A 12,429-nucleotide genomic window follows, 5' to 3' on the forward strand; every position below is an offset into this window, starting at 1 on the left:
CCACCACTTCGTGGTCCCCCTTCCTTTACACAAGGAAGGCTGGATGGTTTCTATTAATTCTAAATATCTACCACATAACAAGGCAAGTTCTAGCACCACAAACCCCAATTTATCAAATTTATCTTTACCCACAGACAAAATTGAAAAAACCCAATTTATCAAATTAATCTTAACGCACAATCAAAATTGAAAATAAAAATTCCATAAATAACCTTATAATTTTTGGCATAGTCAATATTTACTTACAGATAATATTAGTGGGTGTTATATCCATTAATTTAGAAAGGAAATGTTGATATATGAAAGCCACAGGTATTGTTAGGAGAATTGACGATTTAGGCAGAGTTGTTATACCTAAAGAAATTCGCAGAACACTGCGTATTCGTGAGGGTGATCCATTAGAAATTTTCACTGCTACTGATGGCGAAGTGGTTTTTAAGAAATATTCTCCTGTAGGAGAGTTAGGGAACTTTGCCACTCAGTATGCCGATGTACTGATGAGGGTTAGCCAAATGCCAACTGTTATTACCGACAGAGACCATGTTATTGCAGTATCCGGTGCAAGTAAAAGGGAATATCTTGAAAGGCGAGTTACCCAAAGCCTTGAGCGATATATGGAACAAAGAAGATGTTACATTGCTACAGAAACCAGCAACGGCGATACCTTTCCGGTAGAGGGCATTGACTCACCGGCAGGTATTATCTACCCTATTATTGCTTCCGGTGATGTTACCGGTTCGGTGTGTATGTTAGAAAGTGACACAGTAAAAATTCCAACAAATACTGAAGTAAAGCTCTGTCAAAGTGCTGCTGCATTTTTAGGTAAGCAAATGGAAGAATAGATTCTAATATCATTCTCAATTCTTTTTAATTAGCTTTTCTTCTTATTCAAACAATCTCAAATTTACAAAACCACAATCAAAATTAAAAATAAAAATTCTCCTTAATATGTATAGATAAGAAAAGGGCTATTGCTTTTGCAATAGCCCATAATTTTATTTAATTATCTATCGTTAGCATAAGAAACAAGTTTCTTTCTAGGAAGTGAGAATGCAACATTGTCTGCATGGTCACCGACTCTTTCAAATGCTGAAAGAAGTTCTAGGAAGATTGTACCATTCTCAGCAGTACAAAGGCCGTCATTCATACGCTTAATGTGGTTTTCTTTAAAGATGTTACAACAATCATCAAGTTCATCCTCAGTATCAACAACTGTTTCTGCAAGTGTTGGAGTTGCCTTTTGAGTGTTGAACATTTCAAAGCCACAGTCAATCATCTTAATTACAAGTGCATCCAACTGATGAAGTTCATTTAGTGCATCATCTGTAAAGAAGATTTTACTGTCAATCATTCTCTTTGTACATTCAGTAATATTTTCGGCATGGTCACCGATTCTTTCAAGATCCTGAATAGCCTTGTACATTACACCCATAATCTTTCTGTCTTCATCAACAATATCAAGACCATTAATCTTAACAATGTATCTTGTAATTTCGTGGGTTAGATAGTCGATTACCTTTTCATTCTTTTCTACCTTTTCGGTATAAGAAAGGTCACGATCAAAGAATCCCTTAATAGCCATATCGTAGCTTTTTCTTGCAAGTGAAGAAAGTCTTTCACATTCTCTTTCAACCTGACGAACAGCCATAGGGGGTGTTGTAAGGATACGGTTATCAAGATAAACAGTACCCATCTTTTCTTTCTCTTCTTCAAGGTCAGGAAGAATTAACTTTGTAATCTTCATAATCAAGCTTGAACAAGGAAGTAAGATAACTGTAATTGCAATATTAAAGATAATATGTGCTGCAGAAATCTGAGCAGCTACACCTACTGTCTTTGCAGGCAGGAAGTAGTTGATAATATCTGTAAATGGTAAGAACACTGCAACCAGTGTCATAATAATTGCACCAAAGCAACTGATTAATAAGTTAGATAGTGAAATCTGCTTAGCTGTACGGTTTGCACCAAGTGAAGATAGAATAGCAGCAGAACAAGCACCAACATTGAAACCAAATACAACAAATACTGCTTGGTCAAGAGAAGTAATAACACCGGCAGAAGCAAGTGCCATTAAAATACCAACAGAAGCTGATGAACTTTGGACAATACCTGTAAAGATAATACCGACAAATAATCCAAGTAGTGGGAAACTTAGCTTATCGGCAATACTTAGGAAAGCTTCACTCTCACCCATCCACTTTAGGTTTTCACTCATTAGTGAAAGACCTAGAAAAAGCATACCAAAACCGGCTGCAATCTGTCCGTAATACTTATAGTTATTTTTCTTGAAAAAGGTAATAACAATAGCACCAAGGAAAATAAATATAGGAACGAAAGATTTAATATCAATAGCCAGCAAAAGTGATGTAACGGTTGTACCAATCTTAGCACCAAACAAAACACCGATTGCCTGTCCAAATTCCATAAGTCCTGCATTAGCAAAACCAACAACCATAGCATCAGTTGCAGAAGAACTCTGAATAACACCTGTTACCAAAACACCAACAAGCATAGCAATAAACTTGTTGCTAGTAATTTTTTCTAGCAAATTACGAAGTTTGCTACCTGCTGCAAGTTCAAGGCCCTCACCCATATTTTTCATACCGATTAGGAAAAGGCCTAAACCACCAAGTGCCATAATCACTTTTAGCACAATACTGTAAGCATCCATAAAAGATACCTCCTACTGAAACTTGTTTTATAAACTCTTTATTTATATTTTATTGTTTCCAAAATACCCTAACTTAATTTTAACTTATACTATTGTCAATAATATTACTTAAAAGAATATTAAATAAAAATTAAATTTATGTTAAATCTAATAGTATATCCACTATATAAAATAGTTAATTTGACGAAAAAACAACCTCTTTCTAAGCAGAAGGAGGTTGTCTGTTCATATTTTAATAATAAAATAAAGTTTATATACTTTCCTTTGGTGTGACATAAACGGTCCTGTTGTTCACATAAATAACCATTCCCGGCTTTGCACCACTTGGTTTGCTGACATTTTTTACAATAGTATAGTCAACAGGAACATTGTCACTTTCCTTAGCTTTACTATTATATGCTGCTAGGGATGCTGCCTCAAGTATTGCAGTATCTGTTATTTCTCTGTTGTCACTAACAATAATTACATGGCTACCGGGAATATCCTTAGTATGTAACCACATATCGTAGTTTCTTGCAGTCTTTAAGGTTAATTTATCGTTTTGCTTATTGTTTCTGCCAACATAAATTGTAAAACCATCTGATGAAGTGTATTCCTTAGGTGGTAAAAGTTTTAACGCTTTGTTTCTGCCTTTAGGATTTCTGTTCTTTAAGTAACCCTCATCAACAAGTTCTTGTCTAATCTCAGTTAGTTCTCTTTCACTTTCTGCTCTGCCTAAACTTTCTTGTACTGCTGAAATATACTGAAGTTCAGCTTTAGCTTTGGCAATTTGAACAGTTAGCATTTCTTCCCTAGTTTTTGCTCTGCGATAATCTTTATAATACTTCTGAACATTTTGACTAGGATTAAGAGTTGGACTTAGCTTAATTCTTACAATCTTGTTGTTGTCGTAATAATCCTCAACATCAATGAAACTTTGACCTCTCACCATCTTGTACATATTAGCTTGTAGCAAGTCACCTTTCTTGCGAAGTTTATCTCTGTTTAAGCTATCCTTTAGTTCCTTTTCTTGTACTGCAATTTTTCTGCAAAGCTTATCCTGAATATTTGAACAAAGTCTTAGTAGGTCTTGACCTTTAACTTTCATTCGTTCAGCCTTGTCTCTTTCATAATAGAAAGAATCAAGCAAAGTAGAAAAATCAAGAAATCTCTTTTTACTTGCCATTTCTCCATACTGCATAATATCCATAAATGAAATATCAAATGGTTTGCCCTCAGGCTTAATCATCATTGTTGGTGACTTTTCCCCTGAAACAATATATTCCTTTAGCTTATCTACCTTTTCAATTAGCTTTAGCTTATCAATAACAGTTAGCTCTCTGTTGCTATCCACACCAACCATATACTCAAGTTCTCTCGTAATAATTGGTGACACACCTTGCATTGCAGAAAGTAATGCTTTTGATAGTCGCATTTCTGCCGGTGTGTTAATAGCCTTTTCTACAATATCTCTGCCACTACACTCAAGGATACATAGCTTATCTTGCTTTGGTGGCAGTTCATATTTAATATTTGGTAAAACTAATCTTTGGGTACTCATTGTAAAATCAACACGCTTTAGTGCATCAACAATATTATCATTTTCATCAATAAGGATAATGTTGCTGTACTTACCCATTATCTCAACACAAAGTGTTAGTTTAACCTTGTCCCCTAGTTCGTTAGTTGCAATAAAGTCAAGGAACATTATTCTTTCAAGTTCAATTTGTCTAACATCAACTAACTTTGCACCACCTAGTCTTTTTCTAAGTAGCATACAAAGCATTGGTGGTGTTGCAGGATTTTCAATAGAATGTTTTGTAAAGCAAATTCGTGGTGAATTTGCCCTTGAAGATACAAGTAACTTTTTGTTTCCGTTCTTTGTTCTAAGTGCAATTACAAGTTCATCTCTGTTAGGTTGATGAATTTGACTTACCCTAGCATCTAGAGCAACACTCTTTATTTCTTCCTTTACATAGTGCATCATTACACCATCAAAAGCCATAACTTCACCTGCTTTCTATATTCTAAAAATTCTTATTATTTATGATACTTTCCGTTACTGCTAATCTGAAAACCTCTGTAGATTTGTTCAGTTAGCATTACCCTTGCCATTTGATGTGGGAAAGTCATTTTGCCCATTGACATTTTGTAATTAGCAACTTTCTTCACTTCATCGGAAAGTCCCCAGCTACCACCGATTACAAAATTCATTGTGCTTTTACCGTCAATCTGTACATTGTCAATTAGCTTAGATAAATCCTCGGAAGAAATTATCTTTCCCTCAATACACATAGCTACTGTGTAGTCAGTTGGTTTAATCTTAGCAAGTATCGACTTTCCTTCTTCTTCAAGAATGTGGGTAATTTGCTTTTCGTTAGGGTCTTGATTAGTTTTACATTCACTAAGTTCAATAATTGAGAATTTGCAAAATGCACCTAGCCTTTTGCTATATTCCTTTATTGCATCAACCCAATATTTTTCCTTTAATTTTCCGATACAAATTATATTTACTGTTAGCATTAGAAGAGTATTACCTTTCCGTTATTTTCTACCGGTGCAACATCAAGTGTGTAGTCATAATCTCTCTTGTATCCCATAGAAGAAAGATAGTCCACACTTTCCTTTATTGCTAAAGATGGCATATTATTTTCTTGACTAAGGTGTCCCAGCACAACTCTCATAGTGCCATTCTTAATAATTTCAGGAAGTTCACTTGCACAACTTTCGTTAGATAAATGTCCATATTTAGACAAAATTCTTTCCTTTAGATAGTAAGGATAAATACCATTCTTAAGCATATTAACATCATGGTTGCTTTCAAGTACCAAAGCATCAACACCGTAAAAGGCATCTCTGATAACATCAGTCATAACACCAAGGTCAGTTGCAATCATAGCCTTTCTGCCATCGGAAGTAGTAATCTTGTAGCAACAAGGTTCATTTGCATCATGCATTGTAGGGAAAGATTCTATCATCATATCATCAAGTTCTACTTGACCGTTGATAACATTAGTTACTGCATTAGCTTCTAGGCACTTACCGTTAATAAGTCCATTCATAGTACCTTCGGTGGCATATACAGGTATATTATTCTTTTTTACAAGTACTCTAAGTCCTGAACAATGGTCCTTGTGTTCATGGGTAATAAAAACACCTTTGATTTTCTTAATATCAATATTGTTATCAGCAAGTGCATTCTCAATCTGCTTACAACTTCTACCGGCATCAACAAGTACACCACCTGCACCTGAACCTATGTAATAACTATTTCCTTTACTTCCACTAAACAATGGTATAATCTTTGCCACAATACTTCATTCCTTCTAAAAACTTCTATAAACAAAAATAAGGGGTACAAAAAGTACCCCTGAAAATTTTAATTAAACTGACTCTGCAAGTTCACCCTCAGGGTCATAAACTTTCTTAATATCAGCACCAAGTTGCTGGAACTTTTCAACAACTTCTTCATAACCTCTTTCGATAAAGTGAATGTTGCTGATAACAGTTGTACCGTCTGCTGTAAGAGCAGCAATAATCATAGCAGCACCGGCACGAAGGTCAGTAGCCTTAACCTGAGCAGGTTTTAGTGGTGTACCACCCTCAATAATTGCAAGTCTGCCCTCAACAGAAATCTTAGCATCCATTCTCTGAAGTTCACTGATATACTGATAACGGTTATCCCATACATTTTCATTGATGATACTTGTACCGTTACAAGATGTTAACATTGCAACAAACTGTGGTTGACAGTCAGTTGGGAAACCAGGATGAGGCATAGTCTTGATGTTACAACGAGTAAGGTTCTTACCTCTTGCATCAACAGTAACTGCTTCATCAAATTCTTCAATATCACAACCGATTTCTCTTAACTTAGCAGTAATAGAGTCAAGGTGCTTAGGAGTAATATTCTTAACAGTTACTCTGCCTCTTGTAGCAGCAGCTGCTGCCATATATGTTCCTGCTTCAATCTGGTCAGGAATAATTGAATAAGTAACACCGTGTAGGTATTCAACACCACGAATCTTGATAACATCAGTACCGGCACCACGAACATCAGCACCCATAGAGTTAAGGAAGTTTGCTAAATCAACAACATGAGGTTCTTTTGCACAGTTTTCAATAACTGTTAAACCCTCAGCCTTAACTGCTGCAAGCATTAGGTTGATAGTTGTACCAACTGAAACAACATCAAGATAAATGTTGTTACCCTTTAACTTACCTTCTCTGCACTTAATATCAATTGCACCATCAAGAATTTCATGGTCACAACCAAGTGCTTCAAAACCCTTTAGGTGTTGGTCAATAGGTCTAACACCAAAGTTACAACCACCCGGCAGCAGTACCTTTGCTTTACCATAACGGCCAAGTAAAGCACCAAGTAGGTAGTAAGATGCTCTCATACCTCTTACAAGGTCAGTAGTTGCTTCGTGAGTTCTGATATGTCTAGGGTCAATATCTAAAGTTGACTTATTTACTCTTTTAACAATAGCACCCATTTCTTTAAGGATAGTACCGATAAGTGCTACATCACTAATATTAGGAATATTTTCAATTCTACAAGGTTCATCACAAAGGATTACACCGGGAATAATGGCTACAGCGGCATTTTTCGCACCACTGATTGTTACCTCGCCATTTAAAGGCTTTCCACCATTTACAACAAATTTATTCAAAACTGCACACTCCAATTTCTCCAATTTTGGTTTATGCTTATATTTATCAAAAGTTCAAAAAATATAACAAGTTTTTAACTTTATTTTCTTAAATCTAAATATAATTAGCCCAAAGATATTTTACGGCTAATTAATATATTAACCCTAAATGGGTTTTAAGTCAATCGTTATTTAGGATTGTAACACTTTTTGTTGAAGTTGCACTCAAAATTTTTATTCTAAAAAATATTTTTAAAGAAACTGACTAGACCTGTAGTAAATTGTAACTTTGTTGTAATTATTTCTTTTAAAGAATAAACATTTGTTCTATTTTCTTTTAGAAAATTATCCTACAGAATTAAACTACATTAATTTACATAGTTTTCATATGAATTAAAGATATTACTACAATCTTGTAATCAATCTGTACCCCAATACTTTCTGTCAAGTGTTCTGTACTGCAAAGCCTCTGCAACATATTCACCTTTGATTACTTCACTGTTGTCAAGGTCGGCAATAGTTCTGCTAACCTTTAAAATTCTGTCATATGCTCTAGCTGACAATCCTAGGCTATCAAAGGCTTTTTCCAGTATTTTGTCAGCATTTTCATCGGTGATACAATATTTCTTCAGTAATTCACTTGTTAGGTGAGCGTTACAAGTAATGCCTGTACCTTTGTACCTATCAATCTGTATCTGTCTTGCTTTATTTACTCTTTCTCTGATTTTCTCAGAGGACTCACCTTTTTCTTTGGCAGAAAGTTCACTGTAATCTACCGGTGGAACTTCTATGTGTATATCTATTCTATCCAATAATGGACCGGATATTCTATTTAAATAATTTTGAATACTGTGAGGTGAACACCTGCATTTCTTAGTAGGATGGTTGTAATATCCACAAGGACAAGGGTTCATCGCTGCAAGTACCATCATTTTTGCCGGATATGTATATGAACCGTTTACCCTAGAGATTGTTACCTTACCATCCTCAATAGGTTGTCTAAGTCCCTCAAGTGTTTTCCTTGAAAACTCAGGAAGTTCATCAAGGAACAATATTCCGTTATTAGCTAGGGTAATTTCACCGGGCTTTGGAATATTGCCACCACCTGTTAAAGCTACAGGTGAAGCAGTATGGTGTGGACTTCTAAAAGGTCTTGTATTAATTAATGAAACACCCTCCGGCAATTGTCCTGCAATAGAAAGCACCTTTGATGTTTCTATTCTTTCGGCAAATGTCATCTTAGGTAAAATCCCCGGTACTCTCTTTGCAAGCATACTTTTACCTGAACCGGGAGGTCCGATAAGCAAAACATTGTGACCACCGGCTGCTGCAATCTCTAAGGCTCTCTTAGCCTCATACTGACCGCATACATCAGAAAAGTCCGGATAATTTTCATTTTCTTCTACATCTGCATTTTCAAATTCTACAGGTTTTATTTTTTCCATTCCATTTAGGTGAGCTACAAGCTGATACAAATTTTTTACAGGATAAACATTTATCCCTTGTACAACTGCTCCCTCTTTTGCATTTTCATAAGGAACATAAAGGTTCTTTATGCCTTCTTCCTTAGCTTTAATAGCCATGGGAAGAACCCCATTGACTCTTCTGATGTTACCGGAAAGAGAAAGTTCACCGATAAAAGCAGAGCTTTTTATGTCTGCATTTATCTGTCTAGTAACAAGTAAGAGAGCAATCATTATTGGCAAATCATAAAGTGGACCTTCCTTCTTTATATCTGCCGGAGCAAGATTTACTGTTATTCTTTGGTCCGGAAAGACAAAACCACAGTTATGAATTGCACTTCTAACTCTATCTCGACTTTCCTTTACTGCCGTATCAGGCAGCCCTACCATTTCAAAAGCTGGGAAACCTTGTGAAATATCTGCTTCTATTGTTACTAAGAAACTTTCCATTCCTATTGTACCCAAGCTAAGGCAACTTACTACCATTATATATCACTTCCAATATTTACTATATATTAATAAGAAGAACAATACTTTTCATTATATACTTAATAATATCATATATTAAAGGGAATAAAAAGACATTAAGTGACAAAATACTAAATATTTTTATGAATTCTGCATAATAATAAAAAATATTAGAAAATATTTTATAGAAATATATTAAAATATCATTGACAAATCAACATATTAAGGGTAGAATAAGATTTAAACACAGATTACGGCGAGGTTTTTTGATGATGTGTAGTCAAAACGAAAATACCCTTATTCAAAATGCAAAATGTGGCGACAACCTTGCTTTTGAAAAACTTTCTTTCCGTTATCTTGGTTTAATTCACAAACTGAGTAACCAATACAAAGTAGAGGGTTATGACACTAATGATTTTGTTCAAGAGGGATTACTGGCACTTTTATCAGCAGTAAAGAGCTTTGAGCCTACTCATTCTATTAGTTTCAAGAATTACGCTTTGCTTTGTGTGAAAAATCGTTTTAGAACCATTGTAAAGAAGTCCCAAAGGGACAAGGCTATTCCAATGTCAAGTACAGTTCCTTTTGATGAACAACTTGATGTTACTGACCACACTGCAAATCCTGAAAACCAAGTCTTAAACGAAGAACGATTTGCATTGCTACTAGAAAAAGCTAGAGATGTTCTTTCCCAAAAAGAGTACAAGGTACTTACCTACTATATAAATGGGTACTCCTATATGGAAATTTCAGAAAAACTAGGTATTGACAAAAAGTCTGTTGACAATGCCCTTTCAAGAGCGAAAAAGAAGTTACTCTAAAAAATTCACTTATGTGAAAGAACAAGAGAGGTAAAACCTATGTACGAAGATAAGACACTTATTTGTAAAGATTGTGGCAATGAATTTGTTTTTTCTGCCGGTGAGCAAGAATTTTATGCTGAGAAAGGTTTTGTAAATGAACCTCAGCGTTGCAAAGCTTGTCGACAAGCAAGAAAACAAGCTGTAAAGCCATCAAGAGAAATGCACAAAACTGTATGTGCAAGTTGTGGTGGCGAAGCAGTTATTCCATTTAAGCCAATGGAAGGCAAGGACTACTACTGTAGCGAATGTTTTGCTAAAAGAAAAGAACAAGGTCTTGCATAATTAACTTAAAAAGAAAAAGGATAGTTATATATAAGCACTCTAGCCGTTACGGTTAGGGTGTTTTTCTTTTACTTTTGGTTATAATAAAAGTAAGGAAAATAAGAATATACATAATAGAAAAGACTTTTATTATAAAAAAATATGTGTTATAATGTAGAAAAATTTTGGAGGTAATTAATTATGACTATTGATAAAAATTCTATTATTGGCGATGTACTGGACAGCTATCCTGAAACAGCTGAATTCTTTATGGAAATCGGTATGCACTGCCTAGGTTGTCCTCATTCAAGAGGCGAAAGCATTGAAGAGGCTTGTTATGTTCACGGTACAGATGCTGATGAACTAATTGCAAAGATTAAGGCTGCTATCGGTCAATGATTTTAACTGAAAGACTACAGACTATTGCCACAATGGTGGATAAAGGTAGTGTAGTTGCCGACATAGGCACAGACCATGCGTATCTTCCGGTTTTTCTCATTCAGCAAGGAATTTGTGGAAAAGCCTTAGCTTGTGACATTAATCCTTTGCCACTTGAAAAAGGAAACCAAAACATAATCTTCAACCATCTACAAGATAAGATTGAAACAAGACTTTGTGACGGTCTTAACGGAATAGGTGAAGATGAGGCTGATACCTTTATTATGGCAGGTATGGGTGCTGATGTAATTATTCACATACTTTCTTCTTGTGAATATATAGCTAATGAAAAGTACACTCTTATTATTCAACCGATGACAAGGTACTATACCTTAACTCAGTGGCTATATAAAAATGGTTTTGAAATCAAAGAGCAGAAATGCACTCATGAAGGCAAAAGACCATACACAATAATGAAGATAAAATATACCGGCAAGAAAACACCTTACACAGAAAGTGACCTTTATCTTGGCAGTATGGATACAAGTGATGAAGAATGTAAAATTTTCTTATCAAATGAAATCCGTAAGTTAAACAAAAGAGTCCTTGGTGAAAAAGGTCTTGAAGAAGTTATCAATGTATTGGAGGAAAAGGTGAATGACAGTAAATGATATTTTTGACTATACTGAAAGTTTTGCTCCTATAAATACTTGTGCAGACTTTGACAACTGTGGTATTCTTGTTGGTGACAAAAACCAAACTGTAACTAAAGTTCTTGTTGCCCTTGACATAACATCTTCTGTTGTTGATGAGGCAAAGGAAATAGGTGCTGAATTAATAATCAGCCACCACCCTATTATTTTTGCACCACTAAAAAAGGTTAGCAAAAACAGTGTTGTGTATAAATTAGTTGAAAATAATATTTCAGCTTTATGCCTACACACTAACCTTGATATTTCACCCATCTTTGGTGTAAACACTTGTCTTGGTGATGCTTTAGGTTTACAGAACGGTAAATTCATTGATGGCACATATGCTTATATTGGTGAAATCAACAAGCCACTTTCAGCAAAAGAATTTGCAAAGCAAGTTAAAGAAAAGCTAAACTGCAAAGGTTTAAGATATACCGACAAAGACAAGGTACAGAAAATTTGTGTATCTTCAGGTGCAGGTGCTGAGGAAATCTTCACTGCACTTGACAATGGTTGTGACCTATTCTTAACAGGTGAAATGAAACACCACTTACTGATTGAGGCAATGGAAAAAGATATTGCTGTTGTTGAGGTTGGACACTTTAAATCAGAAGATGTGGTTATCGCCCCTCTTGTTGAAAAGTTAAGTCAGCAGTTTCCTGATGTATCTTTCACCAAAGCAAAAGCAGTTATTGATAATGTTGAGTATTTATGATTTTTAGTTATTTAATATTAAATTTTAGTTTTTGATTAATGCACTCAATAACAGTAATTAATGATTGTAAATTAAAAACACTTGCATTTTAATTCAACTTTCTATAACAAATTATCCCTAGGTTCTCACCTAGGGATTTTCTTTTTATAATAATATAATGTTGTGTACTATGTCCTTTCTCTCCTAAAAATTAGTGTTTGTGGGGGCAAGTAGGTAGTAACAAATTTTAGCAAATAAGGCTCCCTTGTGTAAAGGGAGCTGTCGCTCGTAAATTGGAAGAATGA

12 protein-coding genes are annotated in these 12,429 nt (G+C 35.0%); 6 read left to right on the plus strand and 6 right to left on the minus strand.

Annotated features, from left to right (window positions below):
• The first annotated feature begins 299 nt into the window (after positions 1–299).
• Positions 300–842: a stage V sporulation T C-terminal domain-containing protein gene (locus WMO18_RS09365; protein WP_022504847.1), complete on the plus strand. Its 543-nt coding sequence runs from the start codon at positions 300–302 to the stop codon at positions 840–842.
• A 161-nt stretch (positions 843–1,003) separates the two neighbouring features.
• On the opposite strand, the gene WMO18_RS09370 is transcribed toward WMO18_RS09365, so the two are convergent.
• The 6 genes from WMO18_RS09370 to WMO18_RS09395 form a co-directional block, all read right to left on the minus strand.
• On the minus strand, positions 1,004–2,671 hold the full coding sequence (locus WMO18_RS09370; RefSeq protein ID WP_022504848.1) for a Na/Pi cotransporter family protein: 1,668 nt from the start codon (positions 2,669–2,671) through the stop codon (positions 1,004–1,006).
• Positions 2,672–2,921: 250 nt separating this feature from the next.
• Positions 2,922–4,655, minus strand: coding sequence for an Rqc2 family fibronectin-binding protein (locus WMO18_RS09375; RefSeq protein WP_022504849.1), 1,734 nt, complete (start codon positions 4,653–4,655; stop codon positions 2,922–2,924).
• Positions 4,656–4,690: 35 nt separating this feature from the next.
• On the minus strand, positions 4,691–5,173 hold the full coding sequence (gene rlmH / locus WMO18_RS09380; RefSeq protein ID WP_022504850.1) for a 23S rRNA (pseudouridine(1915)-N(3))-methyltransferase RlmH: 483 nt from the start codon (positions 5,171–5,173) through the stop codon (positions 4,691–4,693).
• A complete protein-coding gene (locus WMO18_RS09385; RefSeq protein WP_211148076.1) occupies positions 5,173–5,961 on the minus strand; it encodes an MBL fold metallo-hydrolase in 789 nt (262 codons plus the stop codon). Before WMO18_RS09385 ends, rlmH begins: the two co-directional genes overlap by 1 nt.
• 72 nt (positions 5,962–6,033) lie before the next feature.
• Positions 6,034–7,326: a UDP-N-acetylglucosamine 1-carboxyvinyltransferase gene (gene murA / locus WMO18_RS09390; protein WP_022504852.1), complete on the minus strand. Its 1,293-nt coding sequence runs from the start codon at positions 7,324–7,326 to the stop codon at positions 6,034–6,036.
• 398 nt (positions 7,327–7,724) lie between these two features.
• Positions 7,725–9,254, minus strand: a complete 1,530-nt coding sequence (locus WMO18_RS09395) for a YifB family Mg chelatase-like AAA ATPase (protein WP_022504853.1) — start codon at positions 9,252–9,254, stop codon at positions 7,725–7,727.
• A gap of 251 nt (positions 9,255–9,505) precedes the next feature.
• Between WMO18_RS09395 and WMO18_RS09400 the strand changes: the two genes are divergently transcribed.
• From WMO18_RS09400 to WMO18_RS09420, 5 genes are all read left to right on the plus strand, one after another.
• Complete coding sequence (locus WMO18_RS09400; RefSeq protein ID WP_022504854.1) at positions 9,506–10,057, plus strand: sigma-70 family RNA polymerase sigma factor; 552 nt, start codon at positions 9,506–9,508, stop codon at positions 10,055–10,057.
• A gap of 39 nt (positions 10,058–10,096) precedes the next feature.
• Positions 10,097–10,381, plus strand: coding sequence for a zinc-ribbon domain containing protein (locus WMO18_RS09405; RefSeq protein ID WP_022504855.1), 285 nt, complete (start codon positions 10,097–10,099; stop codon positions 10,379–10,381).
• 180 nt (positions 10,382–10,561) lie between these two features.
• Positions 10,562–10,759 (plus strand): DUF1858 domain-containing protein, encoded by a 198-nt coding sequence (locus WMO18_RS09410; RefSeq protein ID WP_022504856.1) that lies wholly within the window; start codon positions 10,562–10,564, stop codon positions 10,757–10,759.
• Entirely contained in the window at positions 10,756–11,409 is a 654-nt protein-coding gene (locus tag WMO18_RS09415) for a class I SAM-dependent methyltransferase (RefSeq protein ID WP_211148075.1), read from the plus strand. Before WMO18_RS09410 ends, WMO18_RS09415 begins: the two co-directional genes overlap by 4 nt.
• Positions 11,396–12,145, plus strand: a complete 750-nt coding sequence (locus tag WMO18_RS09420) for a Nif3-like dinuclear metal center hexameric protein (protein ID WP_211148074.1) — start codon at positions 11,396–11,398, stop codon at positions 12,143–12,145. Before WMO18_RS09415 ends, WMO18_RS09420 begins: the two co-directional genes overlap by 14 nt.
• Positions 12,146–12,429 lie beyond the last annotated feature (284 nt).

It is taken from the genome of Ruminococcoides intestinihominis, assembly GCF_040096285.1.
Taxonomy (GTDB): Bacteria; Bacillota; Clostridia; order Oscillospirales; family Acutalibacteraceae; genus Ruminococcoides; species Ruminococcoides intestinihominis.

What these genes read in the sequence shown, in the direction of transcription:
- WMO18_RS09365 (WP_022504847.1), top strand. Translation starts at nt 300, where the DNA reads ATGAAAGCCACAGGTATTGTTAGGAGAATTGACGATTTAGGCAGAGTT.
- WMO18_RS09370 (WP_022504848.1), bottom strand. Translation starts at nt 2,671, where the DNA reads ATGGATGCTTACAGTATTGTGCTAAAAGTGATTATGGCACTTGGTGGT.
- WMO18_RS09375 (WP_022504849.1), bottom strand. Translation starts at nt 4,655, where the DNA reads ATGGCTTTTGATGGTGTAATGATGCACTATGTAAAGGAAGAAATAAAG.
- rlmH (WP_022504850.1), bottom strand. Translation starts at nt 5,173, where the DNA reads ATGCTAACAGTAAATATAATTTGTATCGGAAAATTAAAGGAAAAATAT.
- WMO18_RS09395 (WP_022504853.1), bottom strand. Translation starts at nt 9,254, where the DNA reads ATGGTAGTAAGTTGCCTTAGCTTGGGTACAATAGGAATGGAAAGTTTC.
- WMO18_RS09400 (WP_022504854.1), top strand. Translation starts at nt 9,506, where the DNA reads ATGATGTGTAGTCAAAACGAAAATACCCTTATTCAAAATGCAAAATGT.
- WMO18_RS09405 (WP_022504855.1), top strand. Translation starts at nt 10,097, where the DNA reads ATGTACGAAGATAAGACACTTATTTGTAAAGATTGTGGCAATGAATTT.
- WMO18_RS09410 (WP_022504856.1), top strand. Translation starts at nt 10,562, where the DNA reads ATGACTATTGATAAAAATTCTATTATTGGCGATGTACTGGACAGCTAT.
- WMO18_RS09415 (WP_211148075.1), top strand. Translation starts at nt 10,756, where the DNA reads ATGATTTTAACTGAAAGACTACAGACTATTGCCACAATGGTGGATAAA.
- WMO18_RS09420 (WP_211148074.1), top strand. Translation starts at nt 11,396, where the DNA reads ATGACAGTAAATGATATTTTTGACTATACTGAAAGTTTTGCTCCTATA.